Annotated in this window: 18 protein-coding genes; 7 read left to right on the top strand and 11 right to left on the bottom strand. The window is 71.5% G+C overall.

Annotated elements, in window-relative coordinates; translation table 11 throughout:
- Nucleotides 1–6 precede the first annotated feature (6 nt).
- Nucleotides 7–918 (top strand): class I SAM-dependent methyltransferase, encoded by a 912-nt coding sequence (locus tag ABFX51_RS14240; protein WP_346053929.1) that lies wholly within the window; start codon nucleotides 7–9, stop codon nucleotides 916–918.
- Here the strand turns inward: ABFX51_RS14240 and ABFX51_RS14235 are convergent.
- From ABFX51_RS14235 to ABFX51_RS14215, 5 genes are read right to left on the bottom strand one after another with little or no spacing between them, the layout of a single operon-like run.
- Nucleotides 885–1,517, bottom strand: coding sequence for a hypothetical protein (locus tag ABFX51_RS14235; RefSeq protein WP_346053928.1), 633 nt, complete (start codon nucleotides 1,515–1,517; stop codon nucleotides 885–887). The genes ABFX51_RS14240 and ABFX51_RS14235 overlap by 34 nt on opposite strands.
- 31 nt (nucleotides 1,518–1,548) lie before the next feature.
- Nucleotides 1,549–2,160 carry a hypothetical protein gene (locus ABFX51_RS14230; protein ID WP_346053927.1) on the bottom strand — a complete coding sequence of 204 codons (612 nt, stop codon included), beginning with the start codon at nucleotides 2,158–2,160 and terminating at the stop codon, nucleotides 1,549–1,551.
- A 57-nt stretch (nucleotides 2,161–2,217) separates the two neighbouring features.
- Nucleotides 2,218–2,868, bottom strand: coding sequence for a response regulator (locus ABFX51_RS14225; RefSeq protein WP_091512311.1), 651 nt, complete (start codon nucleotides 2,866–2,868; stop codon nucleotides 2,218–2,220).
- The gene (locus tag ABFX51_RS14220) at nucleotides 2,850–3,950 is read right to left on the bottom strand and encodes a hypothetical protein (protein WP_346053926.1); all 1,101 of its coding nucleotides are present in this window, start codon (nucleotides 3,948–3,950) and stop codon (nucleotides 2,850–2,852) included. The genes ABFX51_RS14225 and ABFX51_RS14220 overlap by 19 nt, the downstream gene beginning before the upstream one ends.
- Nucleotides 3,943–5,034: a sensor histidine kinase gene (locus tag ABFX51_RS14215; protein ID WP_177228862.1), complete on the bottom strand. Its 1,092-nt coding sequence runs from the start codon at nucleotides 5,032–5,034 to the stop codon at nucleotides 3,943–3,945. Before ABFX51_RS14215 ends, ABFX51_RS14220 begins: the two co-directional genes overlap by 8 nt.
- Before the next feature lie 91 nt (nucleotides 5,035–5,125).
- Here ABFX51_RS14215 and ABFX51_RS14210 point away from each other — a divergent pair, with 91 nt between their 5' ends.
- From ABFX51_RS14210 to ABFX51_RS14185, 6 genes are all read left to right on the top strand, one after another.
- A complete protein-coding gene (locus ABFX51_RS14210) occupies nucleotides 5,126–6,121 on the top strand; it encodes a LacI family DNA-binding transcriptional regulator (protein ID WP_091512309.1) in 996 nt (331 codons plus the stop codon).
- 108 nt (nucleotides 6,122–6,229) lie between these two features.
- Nucleotides 6,230–7,591, top strand: coding sequence for an ABC transporter substrate-binding protein (locus tag ABFX51_RS14205; RefSeq protein ID WP_091512307.1), 1,362 nt, complete (start codon nucleotides 6,230–6,232; stop codon nucleotides 7,589–7,591).
- Nucleotides 7,569–8,522 carry a carbohydrate ABC transporter permease gene (locus ABFX51_RS14200; RefSeq protein WP_346053925.1) on the top strand — a complete coding sequence of 318 codons (954 nt, stop codon included), beginning with the start codon at nucleotides 7,569–7,571 and terminating at the stop codon, nucleotides 8,520–8,522. Before ABFX51_RS14205 ends, ABFX51_RS14200 begins: the two co-directional genes overlap by 23 nt.
- Before the next feature lie 10 nt (nucleotides 8,523–8,532).
- Nucleotides 8,533–9,402: a carbohydrate ABC transporter permease gene (locus tag ABFX51_RS14195; protein WP_091512303.1), complete on the top strand. Its 870-nt coding sequence runs from the start codon at nucleotides 8,533–8,535 to the stop codon at nucleotides 9,400–9,402.
- A gap of 24 nt (nucleotides 9,403–9,426) precedes the next feature.
- Nucleotides 9,427–11,034, top strand: coding sequence for a glycoside hydrolase family 13 protein (locus ABFX51_RS14190; RefSeq protein WP_245783240.1), 1,608 nt, complete (start codon nucleotides 9,427–9,429; stop codon nucleotides 11,032–11,034).
- 29 nt (nucleotides 11,035–11,063) lie between these two features.
- On the top strand, nucleotides 11,064–13,256 hold the full coding sequence (locus ABFX51_RS14185) for a discoidin domain-containing protein (protein WP_091512298.1): 2,193 nt from the start codon (nucleotides 11,064–11,066) through the stop codon (nucleotides 13,254–13,256).
- Between the two features lie 50 nt (nucleotides 13,257–13,306).
- On the opposite strand, the gene ABFX51_RS14180 is transcribed toward ABFX51_RS14185, so the two are convergent.
- From ABFX51_RS14180 to ABFX51_RS14155, 6 genes are all read right to left on the bottom strand, one after another.
- Complete coding sequence (locus ABFX51_RS14180; RefSeq protein ID WP_091512296.1) at nucleotides 13,307–14,842, bottom strand: alkaline phosphatase D family protein; 1,536 nt, start codon at nucleotides 14,840–14,842, stop codon at nucleotides 13,307–13,309.
- A 3-nt stretch (nucleotides 14,843–14,845) separates the two neighbouring features.
- Nucleotides 14,846–15,280, bottom strand: a complete 435-nt coding sequence (locus ABFX51_RS14175; protein WP_091512294.1) for a hypothetical protein — start codon at nucleotides 15,278–15,280, stop codon at nucleotides 14,846–14,848.
- A gap of 89 nt (nucleotides 15,281–15,369) precedes the next feature.
- The gene (locus ABFX51_RS14170) at nucleotides 15,370–16,212 is read right to left on the bottom strand and encodes a carbohydrate ABC transporter permease (RefSeq protein WP_091512292.1); all 843 of its coding nucleotides are present in this window, start codon (nucleotides 16,210–16,212) and stop codon (nucleotides 15,370–15,372) included.
- Nucleotides 16,205–17,173, bottom strand: a complete 969-nt coding sequence (locus ABFX51_RS14165) for a carbohydrate ABC transporter permease (RefSeq protein ID WP_091512290.1) — start codon at nucleotides 17,171–17,173, stop codon at nucleotides 16,205–16,207. The genes ABFX51_RS14170 and ABFX51_RS14165 overlap by 8 nt, the downstream gene beginning before the upstream one ends.
- On the bottom strand, nucleotides 17,170–18,474 hold the full coding sequence (locus tag ABFX51_RS14160; protein ID WP_346053924.1) for an ABC transporter substrate-binding protein: 1,305 nt from the start codon (nucleotides 18,472–18,474) through the stop codon (nucleotides 17,170–17,172). The genes ABFX51_RS14165 and ABFX51_RS14160 overlap by 4 nt, the downstream gene beginning before the upstream one ends.
- A 65-nt stretch (nucleotides 18,475–18,539) precedes the next feature.
- Nucleotides 18,540–19,550 carry a LacI family DNA-binding transcriptional regulator gene (locus ABFX51_RS14155; RefSeq protein ID WP_091512285.1) on the bottom strand — a complete coding sequence of 337 codons (1,011 nt, stop codon included), beginning with the start codon at nucleotides 19,548–19,550 and terminating at the stop codon, nucleotides 18,540–18,542.
- Nucleotides 19,551–19,579 lie beyond the last annotated feature (29 nt).

The following is a 19,579-nucleotide window of genomic DNA, read 5'->3' as shown; positions in this document are numbered from 1 at the left end:
CTTCCCGTGAGTTACGAGCACCCGCTGGCCTACCTGCTCGGCATCGAGGGCATCGCCCTGTTGCGCGCCTTCACCGGGGAGTACGACCGGGAGTTCACCGAGTCGCGGATCGCCGAGGTCCGGCGCCTGCTCGCCGACGATTCCCTGACGGGCGTGGAAGTCGCCGAGGTGAGCACCGTCGACGGCTACCGCGTGTGGGCGGAAACCTATGACCAGCCGGGCAATGCGGCGTTCGCCCTCGACGAACCCGAGGTGCGGCGGATCGTGGACCCGTTGCCGCCGGGCGTGGCGCTCGACGCGGCGTGCGGGACGGGCCGGTACGCGGAATGGCTGGCCGGCCGCGGGCACCGCGTCATCGGCGTGGACAGCTCACCGGAAATGCTCGAGCGCGCCCGGAAACGCGTGCCTTCCGCCGAGTTCCTCCTCGGCGAGCTGCAGCGGCTCCCGGTCGATGAGTCCACTGTGGACGTCGTAGTCTGCGGTCTGGCGCTGACGCACGTGCGGGATCTCGCGCCGGTACTCGCGGAGTTCGCGAGGGTCCTGCGGCCCGGCGGGCACGTCGTGCTCGCCGACGTGCATCCGGAGGCGGTGGCGCGCGGCTCGGTGCCGCCCGTACGGGGTCCCGGCGGGGAACCGGCACGCGTGGTCAGCCACCGGCACCTGGTCGGCGACTACCTGCGTGCCGCGCTGACCGCGGGGCTGCTGGTGCGCGGCTGCGAGGAACTCGTTGTGCCACAACGGGAACAGCCCGCGTCGGCGGCACCGGGCCCGTGGGAGACCTGGCCCTGGAGCCTGGCGGCGATGGTGCCCGGGGCGGCGCGAGCAGCCGGCGAGGGCGTGCCCGCCATGCTGATCTGGCACTTCGAGCTGCCCCGGGCTTCCGCTCAGCCCTTCCAGACCACCGGGTCGTCGGAGTAGGCGTCGCCACCGGCGTCGAACTCCGCCCCGGCCACGCTGCCACCCTCACGGGCCGCGGTGAGAACGCACGTGTCGTACTTCGCGCCCGCGGTCTTGAAGTCCTTGTCGGCGCTTTCGGACTCGCACTTGTCGGTGTCGCCGGTGATGATCACGCCGGTGGACCGGCCGTCCGGGCCCACGCCCCGCAGCCGCAGCGAGCTGTAGGACAGGTCGCTGCCGTCGACGTTCTCGACGGTCGCCCGCACGTAGAACGGGACGATCCCCTTCGCGCGGTCGCCGAACTTCGCCAGGTCCGCGTTCTCCCCGCGCTCGATCGCGGTGACGGTGATCGCGATGGTGCCCTTCTTCGACGTGCCGTACTCGAACGGCACGACCGCGCGCTGCCCCACCTTCAGCTCGGTGCCCGGCGCGGTGGTCTCCCCCGCGCTCGCGGGCGCCGAGGAGGCCGCCGAGCTGCTCGGCGCGCTGGACGCGGTGGACTCGGCGGTCGTGCTCGGCGCCGGCGCGGCGACCGTGGGTTCGTCGTCGCTGCCGCACGCGGTGAGCAGCACCGGGGCGAGGACGGCGGCGGCGAGCAGGGCGGAACGGACGTGCTTCACTGGGGAACTCCTTGCTGTGTAACGAAAAATCTCAGGCCGCGAACCGCACGGCGTGGTCGCCGTCCGGGTAGGCGGTCCGGTCGACGTAGACGAAGGCGGCCGGGGTGGCCGCCGGGTCGTCGAAGTACAGGACGGCACAGCGCACCTGCTCGGCCCGCAGCTCGGTGACCCCCTGCTCGGTGGCGGGGTCCTCGCACTTCTCCAGCGAGTCCGGGACGCTCAGGGCGTTCGCGCGGGTGCCGGCGGCGTCGACCGCGGTGAACTTCCGGACGGGGCTGGCGTGCGGATCCCCTGCCAGCACGGCGTAGTGCACGTTCACGAAGTACGGCGTGGCCCGCTGCACGGCCGTGCTGTTGCCGGTGAGGCTCTTGACGTCCTTGAACTCGCCCGCCTCGCCCCGCCGCACCTTGCCGACCTTGACCGCCAGCACCCCGTCGGGCGGGGTGTCGCCGGTGCTGTGCGACTTGACCACGCCGAACGTGCCCGCGGGCACCGGCGTGGCGGGGTCGCTGAGCGCGGTCGCCGCGGGCAGCGCGGGGTTGACCGTGGCCCGCGGCGGCTCCGGCTCCTCGTCCCCGCCTGCGCACGAGGTCAGCAGCACCCCCAGCACGGCGGCAGCGATCAGCCGCACTCCACCCCTCATGGCCGCGACGCTAACCCGTCCGGAGCACCGGTGGGGTGGGCCGTTCGCACCACACGGTCACAGGTCGTCGACGCTGATCAGCCCGTCCTGGATCGCGCGGGCCACGAGCGCGGCCTTCGTCGGCGCCTCCCGCCCGATCTGCGCGTACTTCACGCGGATGCGCTCCAGGTGCGAGTTGACCGTGTTCTGGCTGATGCCGAGCCGGTGGGCGACGAAGTCCTTGGACTCCGACTGGAACCACTCGACGAGCACCTCGGTCTCGCGCGCGGACAGGGCGGGGCGGTGCGCCGAGCGGTCCCCCGCGAGCGCGCCCGCCAGCGACGGTGGCGTGTACGGCCGGCCGTCCGCCGCCGCACGCGCGGCTTCGACGAGGTGCTCGGCGCCCTCGGCCTTGGTGAGGTAGGACAGTGCGCCGAGTTCGAGGCAGCGGAGCGCGATGTCGTCGTCTGCGCGCATCGAGTAGACGACCACGCGGCGCCCGGCCGCCGCGAGCCGCTTCAGGTCGCCCAGCGCGGGTGCGGGCCCGCCGAGGTGCAGGTCGAGGATCACCACGTCGGCGTCCGCGCCGTCGAGCCACGCGGCCCGCACGTCGTCCCCCTCCGCGACCACCCTGATCGGCGGGCTGCCCGACGCCAGCCAGTGCGCGACGCCCGCGCGCACCGCCGGGTGGTCGTCGACGACGACCGCGGTCAGCTCGTCACCTGCCATCTCGCCTCCATCCGCGTCCGGTCCCCGTGGGTGGAACTCGTGACTTCGACGCCTGGGGAACGTGCGGGGATCCCCGGGGTGACGGCGAAGTCGGCCAGCACCGCGAGGCGGACCTCCACTTCGGTCCGCAGCAGGCTCACCCGCGCGCGGGTGCGGGCGGCCGCGAGCGCGGCCAGCACCGGTTCGGTCAGCGCGCGGCGCACCGGCGTCGGCACCGGCACGGCTTCCCCGCTGACCGCGAACGACACCTCGACCCCGCGGCGTTCGGCCAGGTCGAGCGCCGCCGACACCTCGTGCACGAGCGGGTCGGGCACGTCGTCGTTCTCCGCGAACAGCCGCCGCAGCCGGGCGGCGGCGAGCGCGCACTGGGCGCGGACGTCCTCGGCACGGGGGTCCAGCGTGCCGTCCGCGAGCCCCGCGAGCAGCGGCAGCAGGGTACCGAGCTGCCCGGCGGAGCGCGCCCGCTGGTCGCGTTCCCACTGCTCGGCGAGCGCGGCACGGGTGGCCGCCCGGTCCCGTTCCGCCACGAGCGCCGTCACCTCACGGAGACGGCGTGCCACCCACCGCACGAGCAGGCCCACGGCGAGCTGGAAGCCGAGCACGCTGGAGATCGCGATCGCGGTCTCGCCGAGCCGGATCCGGTCGAGCGGGGCCGCGAGCAGGAACTGCGTGCCACCGACCAGCGCGTGCAGCGCGAACGCCGCCAGCAGCGGGCGGATCCGGTCGAGCAGCAGCAGGAGCAGGTGCCAGCCGACGAGCCCGAACGCCCAGTGTTGCGGCAGCAGGTACCACTGCGGGGGGACCGTCGTGGCGGCGGCCGCCGCGGCGAGCAGCACCACGGCCGCACCCGGCAACGCGACCGCCGCGGGCACCGGGCGGCCACGCAGGACCCACGCCGCGCTGACCACGACCACCACCAGCAGCACCGCGTACGCGGTCTCGTTGAGCCAGCCGGGGTGGTACCCGGACCGGTTCTGGAACAACGCCGATCCGGCGAGCCCGACCTGCAGGATCGCCGTCACCCCGAGGAGCACGATCCGGATCGCGGCGAGCACGCGCCCGGGCAGGAACGGTTCAGCCACGCGGCCACCCCAGCCGGACGACGGTCCCGGCGCCGGGCCGGGAGGTCACGGTCGCGGTGCCGCCCGCCGACTCCATCCGCTCGACGAGCGAACCGCGGATGCCCCGCCGCCGCGGGGAAACCGCGCCAGGATCGAACCCGGCCCCGCGGTCGGTCACGGTCACCACGGCACCGTCCCCTTTGGACTCGACCGTGATCTCCGCGCTGTCCACGCCCGCGTGGCGTTCGACGTTGAGCAGCGCTTCCCGCACGGCGCGCACCAGCGCGAGCGCGGCGGAGGCGGGCAGCAGCGGCACGGGTGCCCACGAGATCTCCACCGCGAGCGGGCTCTGCGCCGCGATCCCCCGCAGGGAGGGTTCGAGGTCGACGAGCCCTTCGTGCGCGCCGTTCTCCCCGGTCAGCACGGCGAGATCGCGGCGCGCGTACTCGGCGACGGCGGCCGGTTCGGCCTCGTGCACCGCGACCATGAGGAAGGTCGCCGACGCAGTGTCGTGCAGCAGCGCCAGGTACTCGCGGTCGCGCCGCCGCCGTTCCAGCGCGAGGGTTTCGGCCCGTTGCAGGGCGACCTGCCGCTCGCGGACCTGCTCGATCCAGCGCGTGGCCCGCAGCAGCAGCACGAACGCCAGCCGCGCGAGCGTCGTCTCCACCACGACGCGGGCCAGGGTCGACGCCGCGTCGTCGAAACCCACCACGACGGTTTCCAGCACCAGCAACCCGGCGACGGCCGGCACCGTCAGGCGCGGCCGCCACTGCCACTGCATCGTGATGCCGGTGATCGTCAGGACGTTGGGCGCCCACAGCCCGGGCACCGTCCACGGCTGCGTCACGCAGATCGCGACGGCCCTGACGCACGTGAGGACATACGCGAGCGGACCGGCGCGGCCGGTCATGCCGTGGTAGCAGTCCACCGCGCCGGCAACGACGGCCAGCGCGAGCAGCGCGAAGGCCAGCGGCAGGGCGGCGGCCGGCGTGGACAGCACCCCGAAGGCGCTGAGCACGACGAGGACGGTTCCCCGGATCGGGCCGGCGAGCTGCCCGAGCGCGCGCACGAACTCCGCCTCGACCTGACCTCGTTCGCCGCCCAACCCCCCTCCCCGGTGCTCGGATCCGCGACACGATCTTAACCGCCGGAAAATCTTGCAGCCGTTTTCAGAAATTTGTCGCATACTTGCAGACGTGACACGACGACTGGCCGAAGTGGCGCGCAAGGTGGGGGTCAGCGAGGCCACCGTGAGCCGGGTCCTCAACGGACGGCCCGGGGTCGCGGAGAGCACGCGCACCGCGGTGCTCACCGCGCTGGACGTGCTCGGCTACGAGCGGCCCACCCAGCTGCGCGGGGAACGCGCCCGCCTGGTCGGGCTCGTGCTGCCCGAGCTGCAGAACCCGATCTTCCCCGCGCTCGCCGAGATCATGGCCAACGGGCTGGCGCAGCAGGGCTTCACGCCCGTGCTGTGCACCGGCACGGCGGGCGGGGTCTCGGAGGCGGAGTACGTCGACCTGCTGCTGCAGCAACAGGTTTCGGGCGTGGTGTTCGCGGGCGGGCTCTACGCGCAGGCGGACGCCTCGCACGAGCACTACCGGCGGCTGGTCGAGCGCAAGCTGCCCACGGTCCTGGTCAACGCCGCGATCGGCCACCTCGGCCTGCCGCAGGTCTCGTGCGACGACGCCGTCGCGGTGGAGCAGGCGCTCAACCACCTGTTCTCGCTCGGGCACGAGAAGGTCGGGCTGCTGCTCGGGCCGCCGGACCACGTGCCGTCGCGCCGCAAACTCGAGGCGTACCGGGCGAAGCTGGGCGAGGACTTCCGCGAGGACCTGGTCTCGCACGGCATGTTCTCGCTGGAGAGCGGGCAGGCCGCGACGACGGCGCTGCTGCGGGCGGGGGCGACCGCGATCCTCGCGGCGAGCGACCTGCTCGCGCTCGGCGCGGTGCGCTGCGTCCGGCGCCAGGGCGCTTCGGTGCCCGGCGACGTGTCCGTGGTGGGCTACGACGACTCGGCGCTGATGCAGTGCGTCGACCCGCCGCTGACGACGATCCGCCAGCCCATCGAATCGATGGGGCGGGCGGTGGTGGAGCTGCTCGTCAAGCGCATCTCCGGCGGGACGGTCGCCGCCGAGGAGCTGCTGTACACCCCGGAGCTGGTGGTCCGGGGTTCGACCGGCCGCCGCCAGTAGTTCGAAAGTTGCATCTTTTCGTTCATTGCTTGCGCACCTCTTGTCTCACTCTTTAGAGTGACTCGCGTCACGTGCCACCGCAGTCACGGGAGCGAGAAGAGGCGTCGGATGAAAAGACGGGGAACGCGCAGGATGCTCGCCGCCCTGCTGGCGGCAGGGCTGGCCACCACCGCCGCGGCGTGCGGCGGGGGCGAGGGCCAGGCACCGGGCGGCCGGGTCACGATCACGGTCACCGGCCAGCCACCGAAGACGGAGGCCTTCGAACGGCAGGTGTTCGACCAGGACGTCGCCGAGTTCGAGCGGACCCACCCCGGTATCGACATCGAGCCGCACGAAGGGTTCATGGACCCGAAGACGTTCTCCGCCAAGCTCGCGGGCGGTCAGCTGGAGGACGTCTACTACGTCTACTTCACCGACCCCGCCCAGCTCATCGCGCGCCACCAGGCCGCGGACATCACCGACGCCGTGAAGGACCTGCCGCACGTCGGCGACATCCAGCCGCAGCTGCTCGACAACTTCCGCGACGCGCGTGGCCGGCTCTACGGCCTGCCCACCGCGAACTACACGATGGGCCTGCTCTACAGCCGCCCGCTGTTCCAGCGCGCCGGGCTCGACCCCGACCACCCGCCGCGGACGTGGGACGAGGTGCGGGCCGCCGCGCAGAAGATCGCCGCGCTCGGCGGCGGGGTCGTGGGCTACGCCGACTACAGCAAGAACAACCAGGGTGGCTGGCACTTCACCGCGTGGATGTACTCGATGGGCGGGGCCATCGCGCGGCAGGACGGCGACAGGTGGAAGGCGGACTTCAACAACGACAAGGGCCGCGCCGTGCTCCGCTACCTGCACGACATGCGCTGGACCGACAACAGCATGGGCGCCAAGCAGCTGCTCGAAGCGCAGGACGTGCAGCGCATGATGGGCGCGGGGCAGCTCGGCATGTACCTGGCCGCGCCGGACAACGTGCCCGTGCTGGTCAAGCAGTTCAACGGGCACTACGCCGACTACGGCCTCGCCGGGATGCCCGGCGGGCAGGGCACGCTGCTCGGCGGCGAGGGCTACATGATCAACCCGAAGGCGTCGCCCGCGAAGGTCAAGGCCGGGCTCGAGTGGATCCAGTGGAAGTACCTCAACCCCGACCGCTTCGACGCCCACGTCAAGAGCTACGCGGACGGTCAGCAGCCCGTCGGCCTGCCCGCCACGCCGACGCCGGACATCTGGCAGGGCGCGGTGCGTGACCAGCAGAACGCGGTCAAGACCAAGTACGCCAACGTGCCCACGGCGAACTACGAGTCCTATCTGGACTCCTCCGCGACGGTGAAGGGCAGCGTCGAGCCGCCGAACGCGCAGCAGGTCTACGCGGCGCTGGACACCCTGATGCAGGCGGTGCTCACCGACCCGAACGCCGATCCGGGGCAGCTGCTGTCCGCGGCCGAGGCGAAGGTGAACAATGTCCTCGCCCAGGTCCGCTAGCGTGCTGGCGCCGGTCCGCCCGGCGGAGCCGCCCCGCGTCCGGCAGCAGGCCGGCCACGCGCGGCTCCGCCGGAAGATCGGCGAGAACGTCACCGCGTACGGCCTGCTCAGCCTCGCGCTCGTGGTGTTCGCGGTGTTCTCCTGGTACCCGGTCGTCCGCGGGGTGCTGCTGAGCTTCCAGCAGGTGGACTTCGTGAACCCGCCGACGTGGGTCGGGCTGGACAACTTCGTGCGGCTGGTGCACGACCCGTTGTTCGGCGTCGCGTGGCGCAACACGCTGCTGTTCACCGGGCTGGCGCTGGTGCTCGGGTTCGCGGTGCCGTTCGTGACGGCCGTGCTGCTCAACGAGATGCGGCACGCGCGGGCGTACTTCCGGCTGCTGGTGTACCTGCCCGTGATGCTCCCGCCGGTGGTGACGGCCTTGCTGTGGCGGTGGTTCTACGACCCCGGCACGGGCCTGTTCAACAGCGCGCTACACGCCGTCGGGCTGCCGGGCTCGCACTGGATCGACTCGCCCGACACCGCGATGCTGTCGCTCGTGCTCGTCTCGACGTGGGCGAACATGGGCAGCACCACGCTGATCTACCTGGCGCCGCTGCAGACCATTCCCGGCGAGCTGTACGAGGCGGCGGAGCTGGACGGCGCCGGGATCTTCCGGCGGCTGCGGCACGTGACCGTGCCGCAGACCCGGTTCGTGCTGCTGGTGCTGCTGCTGTTGCAGATCGTCGCGACGATGCAGGTGTTCACCGAGCCGTACGTGATGACGGGCGGCGGTCCCGACGACTCGACGGTCACCGTGTTGCTGCTGCTCTACCGCTACGCCTTCGTCTACAACGACTTCGGCACGGCGAGCGCGATGAGCCTGCTGCTGTTCGCCGCGCTGGCCGTCTTCTCCGCCGCCTACGTCCGGCTCACCCGGAAGTCCGATTAGGAGGGACGACATGCGCACGATCGTTTCTCCCGCACAACTGCGCAGCCGGCGCGGGCGGCTCATCTACTGGTCGCTGCTCGTGCTGCTGCTGGCGGCGTTCACACTGGCGTTCCTGTTCCCGCTGTACTGGGCCGCCACCGGCGCGATGAAGTCCCCCGGCGAACTCGCCCGCACGCCACCCACGGTGGTGCCGCGGGTGTGGCACCCGGAAAGCTACGTCCAGGCGTGGCAGCAGATGGACCTCGGGCGCTACTTCCTGAACACGGTCGTCGTCGCGGGCGGGGCGTGGCTGGTGCAGCTCGTGGTGGACGTGCCCGCCGCGTTCGCGCTGTCGAAACTGCGGCCGAAGCTGGGCAACGCCGTGCTCGGGCTGATGCTGGCCACGCTCATGCTGCCCGCGTCCGCCCTGCTGGTGCCCACCTACCTCACCGTGACCGACGTGCCGCTGCTGCACCTCAACCTGCTCAACTCCCCGACCGCGATCTGGCTGCCCGCCGCGGCCAACGCGTTCAACATCTACGTCCTGAAACGGTTCTTCGACCAGATCCCCGACGAGCTGCTGGAGTCGGCGCGGCTCGACGGCGCCGGGCCGGTGCGCATCCTGCTGCGGATCGTGCTGCCGCTGTCCCGGCCGATCCTCGCGGTCGTGTCGATCTTCGCGGTCGTCACCGCGTGGAAGGACTTCATCTGGCCGCTGCTGGTGTTCCCCGATCCCGGGAAGCAGACGCTGAGCGTGCTGCTGCAGCGGGTGGCCATCGACATGCCGCTCAACCTGCTGGTCGCCGGGCTCGTGCTGGCCGGCGTGCCGATGGTCGCGTTGTTCCTGGTGTTCCAGCGGCAGATCCTCGCCGGGCTCGGCTCCGGCGCCTTCAAGGGCTGACCACTCGACAAGGAAGGGCAGTTCGTGAGCACTCCTGTGCCTGTTTCCCCCTGGTGGCGCGACGCGTCGATCTACCAGATCTACCCCCGCAGCTTCGCCGACGGCACCGGTGACGGCGTCGGCGACCTCAGCGGCATCCGCGCCCGGCTGCCCTACCTCGCCTCGCTCGGCGTGGACGCGCTGTGGTGCACCCCGTGGTACCCCTCCCCGATGGACGACGGGGGTTACGACGTCGCCGACTTCCGTGACGTGGACCCGGTGTTCGGCACCCTCGGCGAGGCCGAGGCGCTGATCGCCGACGCACACGGGCTGGGGCTGCGGGTGATCATCGACATCGTCCCCAACCACTGTTCCGACGAGCACCCGTGGTTCCGGGCCGCGCTCGCCGCCGGACCGGGTTCGCCCGAGCGCGAACGGTTCTGGTTCCGCACCGGCCGCGGGCGCGACGGCGAGCTGCCGCCGAACAACTGGCGGTCGCGGTTCGGCGGCCCGGCGTGGACGCGGGTGCCCGACGGCGAGTGGTACCTGCACCTCTACAGCCCGCGGCAGCCGGACCTCAACTGGGAGCACCCGCAGGTGCGGGCCGAGTTCGAGGACGTCCTGCGGTTCTGGTTCGACCGCGGCGTGGACGGCTTCCGCATCGACGTCGCCGACGGCCTCGTCAAGGACCCCGCGCTGCCCGACACCCCACCCGGCGACGAGACCCCGTTCTCGGGACGGGAAGGGCTGCACGACATCTACCGGTCCTGGCGGAAGATCGCGGACAGCTACCCGGGGCAACGGGTGCTGGTCGCGGAGATGTGGTTGCCGGACGCGGCGAAGGCGGCGGCGTACCTGCGGCACGACGAGCTGCACGCGGCGTTCAACTTCGACTTCCTCGTGTGTCCGTGGGAGGAGCCGCGGTTCCGTTCGGTCATCACGAAAACCCTCGACAACCACCGCGCCGTGGGCGCTCCGGCCGCGTGGGTGCTGTCCAATCACGACGTGACGCGCCCGGTCACGCGTTACGGCCGCAGCGGTGACACCGGGTTCGACTTCGCCGATCGCCTGCACGGCACGCCGGTCGACCGCGAGCTGGGCACCCGGCGCGCGCGGGCGGCGGCGTTGCTGGCGATGGCCCTGCCCGGTGGGTTGTACGTGTACCAGGGCGAGGAACTCGGCCTGTGGGAGATCGAGGACATCCCGCCCGAGCTGCGCCAGGATCCCGTGTGGATACGCAGCGGCGGCACCGATCCCGGCCGGGACGGCTGCCGCGTGCCGATGCCGTGGTCCGGGTCGGCGCCGCCGTTCGGTTTCGGTTCCGGCGGCACGTGGTTGCCGCAGCCCGCGGAGTGGGCCGGGTACACCGTCGAAGCGCAGGAACGGGACCCGGGCTCGATGTTGTCGCTCTACCGACGCGGGTTGCGGCTGCGCCGTGAACATCCCGCGCTCGGCGACGGGGAGCTCGACTGGCTCCCCCTGGGCGAGTCGGTGCTCGCCTTCACCCGCGCGCCCGGTTTCGCGTGCGTCGTGAACTTCGGCGCCGAACCGGTTTCCCTGCCCCCGCACGAGGAACTGCTGCTCGCCAGCGGGGAGCTCACCGCCGACGGGCGGCTCCCCGCGGACACGACGGCCTGGCTTCGCCTGCTCTGAAGTCCCCTCGAAGAAAGGTGGTCCCCACCATGCACCCACCGCACCTCCGGCGTGGCGCCGCGGCACTCGCGGCGACCCTCGCCGCCGCCGGGCTGACCGTCCTGGCCACGGCCGCTCCCGCCCAGGCCGCGACGTGCCCGACGTCCGTCAACGCCGGGGCCAGCGTCCCGTTCGTCACGCTGGAAGCCGAATGCGCCACCACCAACGGATCGGCGATCGGTCCCGACTACACGCAGGGCAGCCTGGCGTCGGAGGCGTCCGGCAGGCGGGCCGTGCAGCTGACCGGGCAGGGCCAGTACGTCGAGTTCACGCTCACCGCGCCGGCGAACGCGGTCAACGTGCACTACAGCGTGCCGGACGGCCGCAGCGGCTCGCTTTCGGTGTACGTCAACGGCACGAAGCTCGCGGGCGGGCTGCCGGTGACCTCGCGCTACAGCTATGTCGACACCGGCTGGATCACCGGCTCGAAGACCCACCACTTCTACGACGACGCCCGGCTCCAGCTCGGCCAGAACCTCAGCGCCGGAGCCAAGGTCCGGTTGCAGGTGGACGCCGGGGACTCCGCCGCGCCCTACACGATCGACCTCGCGGACTTCGAGCAGGTCGGCGGCGCGGGCACCCGTCCGGCGAACTCGGTGACCGTCACCGACTACGGCGCCACGGCGAACGACAGCTCCGACGACACGCAGGCCTTCCGCAACGCCATCTCCGCCGCCCGCTCGCAGGGCAAGGAGGTGTGGGTACCGCCGGGCCGGTTCGAGATCCCGCAGGCGCTGCAGGTGGACCAGGTGACGATCCGCGGCGCGGGCAACTGGTACACGGTGTTGCACGGCAACAACGTCTTCAACAACGGCAGCGCCACCGGCAACATCAAGCTGTACGACTTCGCGGTGTTCGGGGACGTGACCGAGCGCAACGACGGCAGCCCGGACAACGCTTTCCACGGTGTGCTCGGTGCCGGTTCCGCCGTGTCGGGCCTGTGGATCCAGAACACCAAGTGCGGGCTGTGGCTGATGAACGGCGCGTCGAGCAACCTGACGATCGAGAACAACCGCATCCTCGACACGACGGCCGACGGCGTCAACTTCGACGGCAACGTCACGAACTCCGTGCTGCGCAACAACTACCTGCGCAACAACGGGGACGACGCGCTGGCGCTGTGGTCCAACGGCGCACCCGACAGCGGGAACACGTTGTCGCACAACACCGTCGTGCAGCCGAACCTCGCCAACGGCATCGCGATCTACGGCGGTGCGAACAACACCGTGACCGGGAACCTCGTGCAGGACACGAACGCGCTCGGCGGCGGGATCCTGGTCGGCAACCGGTTCAACTCGGTGCCGCTGTCCGGGACGGTCACGGTGTCGGACAACACGACGCTGCGGGCCGGGGCGCTCGACCCGAACTGGCAGTTCGGCGTGGCCGCGTTGTGGTTCGACGCGCGGGACACCGCGATCACCGGCGTGACCATCAACGTGACCGGCCTGCGCGCGATCGAAAGCCCGTATGCGGCGATCCAGTTCATCGACGGCAACGGGCAGGGCAAGACGATCCAGGGCGTGACCGTGAACGGCGCGCAGGTGCAGGGCGTGGGCACGTTCGTGGTGCAGGCGCAGACGACGGGTTCGGTGACGGTCAGCAACGTCACGGCGAGCGGCGTCGGCGTCACCGGCACGTACAACTGCCCGTACCCGTCGAACATCCCGCCGCTGGCGGTGAACGGCAGCGGCAACTCGGGGTGGAGCGGCACGTGGCTGGACTGCTCGACGTGGCCCGCGCCGAACTCGGGCAACCCGCAGCCGAGCGGCAACTTCGCCAAGGGCCGCCCGGTGACCGCGAGCAGCTCGACCGGCGGCTACCCCGCGCCGAACGCGGTGGACGGCAACGCGTCGACGTACTGGGAGAGCGCGAACGGCTCGTTCCCGCAGACGTTCACGGTGGACCTCGGCACGGCGCTGCCCGTGAGCCGGGTGGTGCTGAAGCTGCCGCCGTCGACGGCGTGGGGTGCCAGGACGCAAACGCTTTCGGTCCTCGGCAGCGGTGACGGCTCGGCGTACCAGACGCTGGTCTCGTCGCGCGGGTACACGTTCGACCCGGCGAGCGGCAACACGGCCACGGTCACGTTCCCGGCGGCGACGATCCGCTACCTCCGGCTCACCGTCACGGCGAACACGGGCTGGCCCGCGGCGCAGCTTTCGGAACTGGAGGCGTGGCAGTCGTGACGACCGGCCGTGAGGGGGCGCCGGCGGTGCCCCCTCACGGCCGCGTCCGGTCAGGCCTGCTGTGCGCCTGCCCGCCCGGCCTCGATCACGAACCGCGCGCGGTCGGTGATCGGGGCGCCGGGGCGGCTGACGTAGTCGACGATCCGGAAGTCCGCGGTCCACGAGTCGCGCGTGAGGACGTTGCGGACGTACCCGCGCTTGCGGTTGATGAACTTGATGTGCGGGTTCTCCCGCAGCTGCACCGCGTCGCCGGAGTTCTGGTCGGTGCCGTCGCCGCCGGAGGTGATCGAGGTGCCGACCAGTTCCGTCGCGACGGTGGCCGACGCGGGGTCCTCGAAGTCGGCTTTCACGTCCGCGACGTAGCTGGCGTGCACGTCGCCGGTGATGACCACGGGGTTGCTCGCCCGCGCCAGGTGGTCGCGCACCAGGTTGCGCTCGACGTAGTAGTCGTCCCACGCGTCGTCGCTGAACGAGTCGGCGTCGCCCGCGGTGAAGTCCCGCTGGGAGAAGAACACCTGCTGCGCCAGCACGTTCCAGCGCGCGGTCCGGCCCGCGAGGTTGCGCAGCAGCCACTCCTTCTGCGGTGCGCCCAGGATCGTGCGCGACGGGTCGAGCCGCGCGTCGCCCGCCACCTGCACGTCGCGGTACTGCCGGGTGTCGAGCAGGTGGAAGTCCGCGAGGTCGCCGAACGTCAGGCGCCGGTGGATGCGGATGTCCGGGCCGGACGGGCGCTGCGCGCGCCGCAGCGGCATGTGCTCGTAGTACGCCTGGAACGCCTGCGCCCGCCGCTGCCGGAACACCACCGGGTCCTGGTCGGGTTCGGTGTCGGGCTGCGAGTGGTCACCCGCCCAGTTGTTCTCGACCTCGTGGTCGTCGAACACCACGGCCCACGGGAAGGCCGCGTGCGCCGCCCGCAGGTCGGCGTCGCTCTTGTACTGCGCCAGCCGCACGCGGTAGTCGGCGAGGGTGAACGTCTCGGCCGCCGGGGAGTGCCCGCGGCCGATCGAGCCCTGCGCCGAGCCCTCGTAGATGTAGTCGCCGAGGAACGCGACGAGGTCGAGGTCCTCGTCCGCCAGGTGCCGGTGCGCGGTGTAGAAGCCCTCGGGGTAGTTCTGGCAGCTGGCGAACGCGAAGGCGAACCTGTCCAGCCGCGCGCCCGGCCGCGGCGCGGTCTTCGTGCGGCCCACCGGGCTGAGCTGGTTGCCCACGCGGAACCGGTAGAAGTACTCGGCACCGGGGCGTAGGCCGGACACCTCGGCGTGCACCGAGTGCGCGGACTCCGGCCGCGCGAACTCGACACCCGCGCGTACCACGTGCCGGAACCGCTCGTCCGCCGCGATCTGCCACTCCACCGGCACCACGCGGCGCGGCATCCCGCCGAGGCCGTCCGGCGCGAGCGGGTCCGGCGCGAGCCGCGTCCACAGCACCACGCCGTCGGGCCAGGGGTCGCCGGACGCGACGCCGAGGGTGAAGGGGTCGCGGACCGGGCTCGCGGAGGCGGTGCCCCAGCCGGAGACGGCGACCGCGCCGAGCGCGGCGGTCCCGGCGAGGAGGACTTGACGGCGGGTGGTGGAGGGTTCGGACATGCGTCACCTTTTCGGGGGTTCGGGAGAAAGGCGCGCAAACGGTAGATCCGGGACGTTGCGCCCCGCCGAAGCGCCGGTGACGGGCGGATTGAGCGGCGGCGTAGAACCGGCGACCACCTCCCGCACCAGTCCCCAGCCCACGACGGCGGCCACGGCCGAGGCGAGCACCACCGCGGCCGTGGCCGAGTCCGGCGTGAACACCAGCTCACCGCGCCTGCCGAGCACGAACCCGTCGTACACGTACCAGCCGAACACAGCGGTGCCGAACGCCGGGGCCGGGTCCGCCACCGCCGCCACCACCCCGGCCGCCACGGCGAGCGCGACCAGCGACTCCAGGGGGTGCCGCGTGGCGCCCGCCGCGACCGACGCCGTCGCCACGACGACCACCAGCACGAACCCCACCGGGAACCCGGAACCGCCGGGCAACCTCCACCGCATGCGGTCAGTGCACTTCGGGTTTCCCGCGCCGGAACCCTTCTTGCCGGAATCCGTGCGCCGCCGGCCGGGTCTTGACGGCTTCCTGACGCTCAGGCCTTGACGGCCCCCGCGGTCAGCCCCCGCACAAGTGCCTTCTGCAGCAACAGGAAGCCCACCACGACGGGGATGCTCACGACGAGTGACGCCGCCATGACCTGGTTCCAGTACACGTTCGCCTCCGTGGCGTACGCGCGCAGGCCCACGGCGAGCGTCCTGGTGTCCGTGTTCGTCAGCACCGACGCGAACAGCACCTCCGTCCACGCCGTCATGAACGCGTAGATCGTCACCGCCGCGACACCCGGCAGCGCCGCGGGCAGCACGACCCGCACCAGCGCGCCGATCGGCGTCGCGCCGTCGACCAGCGCCGCCTCGTCGAGCTCGCGCGGGATCGAGTCGAAGTACCCGACCAGCAGCCAGATCGCGAACGGCAGCGAGAACGTCAGGTACGTCAGGATGAGCCCGAAGCGGCTGCCGAACAACGACGTCCCGCTCGCGCGGTCGAGGTTGACGTAGATCAGGAACAGCGGCAGCAGGAACAGGATCCCGGGCAGCATCTGGGTCGACAGCGCCATCCCGAGGAACGGCGCCCGCCCGCGGAACCGGTACCGGCTCAGCCCGTACGCCGCCAGTATCGCGATCAGCACCGACAGCACGCTCGCGCCCAGCGAGATCCACACGCTGTTCACGAAGTACTGCGCCAGCGGCACCGTCCGCCACATGTCCACGAACGGCTGCAGCGTGAACGTCGACGGGATCACCGTGAACGGCCCCTGCACGTCCCGCAGCGGCTTCAGCGACGACACGAGCATCACGTACAGCGGCACCGCCACGAACACCGTGAGGGCCACGACGACAACGACGCGGACAGCCTTCGAGCTGGTCGCCTCACGCATCGCCCCGCCTCCGTCCCGACACCAGCATGTACACCCCGGAGACCAGCAGCAGGAACAGCAGCACCAGCACCGACATCGCGGAACCGAGGCCGAAGTTCCAGGTGACGAACGAGGACTGGTAGATGTGCACGGCGAGGATGTCGCCCCCGGCGGGCGCGACCGCGCCGAACAACGTGTACGGCACCGTGAAGTCGTTGAAACTCCACAGGAACAACACGAGCAGCAGCACCCGGTTGACCGGGCGCAGCATGGGCAGCGTCACCCGGCGCAGCTGCTGCCACGGCCCGGCACCGTCCACTTCGGCCACCTCGTACAGCTCGTTCGGGATGCTCTGCAGCCCCGCGGTGATGGTCAGGAACGCGTACGGCCACAGCCGCCACACCGTCACCACCACGAGGCTGATGAAGCTGTTCCCGCCCACGAGCCAGAACGGCCGCTCGTCGGTCAGCCCGAGCCAGTCCACCAGCACCGTGTTCACCAGCCCGGTGTCGCGCTGCAGCATGAACCGCCACGTGATGACCGCGGCGAACACCGGTAACGCGAACGGCACGAGGAACAGCGTGCGCAGCACTCCCCTGCCGGGGAACGGTTTCTGCAGCGCCACCGCACCCGCCAGGCCGAGCAGCCAGCACACCGCGACCACGATCACCGAGTACGCGAGCGTGACCCCGAACGAGCGCAGCAGCTCGGTCCCGGCCGGTGAGGCGAGGTCCGCGGCGAGCGCGAAGTTGTGCAGCCCGACGAACGGCGACTTCGTCCAGTTCCGCAGCGTGAACTGGTTGATCTGCTGCAGGCTCATCCACACGCCGACGAGCATGGGGATGACGTGCACCGCCAGTTCGGCGACCAGCGCGGGCAGCAGCAGTGCGTAGGGCAGCCAGCGCCGCGAAACGGGCCGGCGCCGGCGGTCCCCGTGCGGCCGGGCGGAGGACGCCGGCCGCACGGGTGCGTCGAGGCTCATCCGCCGCTCTTCATCTGCTGGTTGGCGGCGGTCAGCTTGGCCTTGACGGCGGCGTCGTCGACCCTGGTGCCGCTCGCGGCCGACGCCATCAGCTCCTTGACGGCGGTGCCGATGAGCGTCTCGAACTGCGACTCCTTGGGGATCATCGGCATCGACTCCGCCGCGTTCGCCAGCACCTGCCGGAACGTGCCGATGAGCGGCGTCTGGAACTGCGGGTCCTGGTAGGCGGCGCTCACGACGGGCAGCGAACCGAGCTTGCCGTTCAGCACCTTCTGCTCGTCGACGCCGGTCATGAAGTCGATGAACTTCAGCGCCCCGTCGAGGTTCTTGCTGCCGGCGAAGGCGGCGATGTTGATGCCGGCGACGTGGCTGGAGACCTTCGCCCCGCCCGGCGGCAGCGGGTCCACGACCGGGATCGGCACGACGCCGTACTGGCTCTCGTCCATCCCGTTGGTCTTGAGCGGCTGGACCGCGTTGTTCTGGAACATGATCATCGCGGTCTTGCCGCTCGCGAAGTCACGCATCAGCTCGGTGTTGTTCTGGTGCTCGGCGTCGCTGGGGTTGACCACCCCGCTGGAGAGCAGGTCCACGTACTGCTTGATGCCCGCCACCATCTGGGGCGAGTCGAAACCGGGCTCGTCGCCCTGGAACAGCTGGGCGCCGTGCTGCCTGCCGAACATGAACGCGAAGTGCGCGCCCTCGGTGTAGCTGGCGCCCTCGATGCCCATACCCCACTGGCCCTTGCCGGCGTCGGTGAGCCGCTTCGCGTCGTCCACGAGCTCCTGCCACGTCGTGGGCGGCTGCAGTCCCGCGTCGGCGAACTTCTTCTTGTTGTAGAACAGCCCGTACGCCAGGCCGTACAGCGGCACGGCCGCCGGCGGCTGACCCGCGGCGCCCGTCGCCGCCATGCTGGTGGCGAGGAACTTCTCGCGGCCGCCGACCTTCGCGAAGGTGGCGTCGTCGAACGGCTGCAGCGCGCCGGTGGCCTGCAGGGAGGCCGACCACGTGTTGCCGATGTTGAGCACGTCGGGGCCGGAGCCGCTCGTGGTCGCCGTGAGGATGCGGTTCAGCAGGTCGGGCCAGGCGATGACCTCCAGGTTCACGTGGATACCGGTCTGCTGCTCGAACTTGTCGAGCTCCGGCTGGAGGATCTGCCGGTCCTCCTCGAGGCTGCCCGCCTGGTTGCTCGCCCAGTAGGTCAGGGTCTTGCCGTCCGAGGACGACGAACCGGAACCACAGGCGGTGATACCCAGTGCGAGCAACAGGACGGCCAGCACGGCCGCGGTCTTCGATGACCTCACGTTCGCTCCCGGTGCGATGGGGTGTGGTGACGCGTGCCACACCTTGCAATGAACCGGTTAAGTTGTCAATGCCTGCGGCCGGTGCTTGCCCTCGCGACCAGCACCGGTTGCTCCGTCCGGACGTCCGCGGGCCGCTCACCGGCGATCGCCGCGAGCAGCAGCCGGACCGCGTCGGTGCCCCTTTCGTAGATCGGCCTGCGGACCGCGGTGAGCGCCGGGCGCACCAGACGGCACAGCGTGGAGTCGTCCCACGCGATCAGCGACAACCGCTCCGGCACCGGCAGCCCGAGCTCCTGCGCCACACCCAGTGCCGCGACCGCCATGACGTCGTTGTCGAACACCATCGCCGTCGGCGCGTCCCCCGCCGTCAGGATCCGCCGCACCACCACGGCGGCGCCCTCGTCGGAGTAGTCGGCGTGCACGGTGGTGGCGTCGAGGCCGAGCGCCACCGCTTCGGCCTCGAACGCGTTGGTGCGGGTCCGGGTGTGCACGAACTCCGGCGGCCCGGCCACCCGCACGACCCGCCGGTGCCCGAGCGCGGCCAGGTACCGCAGCACCTCGGTCATCGCCACCCCGTCGTCGGTCCACACGCACGGCAGCCCGCCCACGCCGTCCGGCCCGCCCAGCACGACGGCGGGCAGCCCCATCTCGGCCAGCAGCGGCACGCGGGGGTCGTCCACCCGCAGGTCCACCAGCAGCACGCCGTCGACCCTGCGCTCGGCCCACCACCGGCGGTAGGTGGCCAGCTCGGCCGACGCGTTGTCGGTGACCTGCAGCAACAGGGCGAAGGGACTGCCCGTGAGCGCGGCCTCGATGCCCGCGAGCAGGTGCATGAAGTACGGCTCGGCGGCCAGCACCCTGGCCGGCCGGTCGATCACGAGGCCGAGCGCGCCGGCCCGCCCGTCGGACAACGCCCTCGCGGCACTGCTGGGCGCCCAGCCCAGGCTCTGCGCGATCTCCAGGATCCTGGCGCGGGTGGACTCGGCCACGCCGGGCCTGCCGTTGAGGGCGTAGGACACCGCCCCCTTGGACACCCCGGCCGCCTTGGCGATGTCGGCTATCGTCGGGCGCTTCATGCCACCTCTGTCGTTCGTGGAACCTTCCC

It is taken from the genome of Amycolatopsis dongchuanensis (genome assembly GCF_039542405.1).
Taxonomy (GTDB): Bacteria; Actinomycetota; Actinomycetes; order Mycobacteriales; family Pseudonocardiaceae; genus Amycolatopsis_E; species Amycolatopsis_E sacchari.
The sequence above is the reverse complement of the archived record's forward strand: the minus strand, read 5'-3'. Positions and strand labels throughout refer to the sequence as shown.

Excerpts from the sequence above, each read along its gene's own strand:
- ABFX51_RS14195 (WP_091512303.1), top strand. The coding sequence starts at position 8,533 with ATGCGCACGATCGTTTCTCCCGCACAACTGCGCAGCCGGCGCGGGCGG.
- ABFX51_RS14200 (WP_346053925.1), top strand. The coding sequence starts at position 7,569 with ATGTCCTCGCCCAGGTCCGCTAGCGTGCTGGCGCCGGTCCGCCCGGCG.
- ABFX51_RS14165 (WP_091512290.1), bottom strand. The coding sequence starts at position 17,173 with ATGAGCCTCGACGCACCCGTGCGGCCGGCGTCCTCCGCCCGGCCGCAC.
- ABFX51_RS14205 (WP_091512307.1), top strand. The coding sequence starts at position 6,230 with ATGAAAAGACGGGGAACGCGCAGGATGCTCGCCGCCCTGCTGGCGGCA.
- ABFX51_RS14230 (WP_346053927.1), bottom strand. The coding sequence starts at position 2,160 with ATGAGGGGTGGAGTGCGGCTGATCGCTGCCGCCGTGCTGGGGGTGCTG.
- ABFX51_RS14185 (WP_091512298.1), top strand. The coding sequence starts at position 11,064 with ATGCACCCACCGCACCTCCGGCGTGGCGCCGCGGCACTCGCGGCGACC.
- ABFX51_RS14225 (WP_091512311.1), bottom strand. The coding sequence starts at position 2,868 with ATGGCAGGTGACGAGCTGACCGCGGTCGTCGTCGACGACCACCCGGCG.
- ABFX51_RS14170 (WP_091512292.1), bottom strand. The coding sequence starts at position 16,212 with ATGCGTGAGGCGACCAGCTCGAAGGCTGTCCGCGTCGTTGTCGTCGTG.
- ABFX51_RS14155 (WP_091512285.1), bottom strand. The coding sequence starts at position 19,550 with ATGAAGCGCCCGACGATAGCCGACATCGCCAAGGCGGCCGGGGTGTCC.
- ABFX51_RS14175 (WP_091512294.1), bottom strand. The coding sequence starts at position 15,280 with ATGCGGTGGAGGTTGCCCGGCGGTTCCGGGTTCCCGGTGGGGTTCGTG.
- ABFX51_RS14180 (WP_091512296.1), bottom strand. The coding sequence starts at position 14,842 with ATGTCCGAACCCTCCACCACCCGCCGTCAAGTCCTCCTCGCCGGGACC.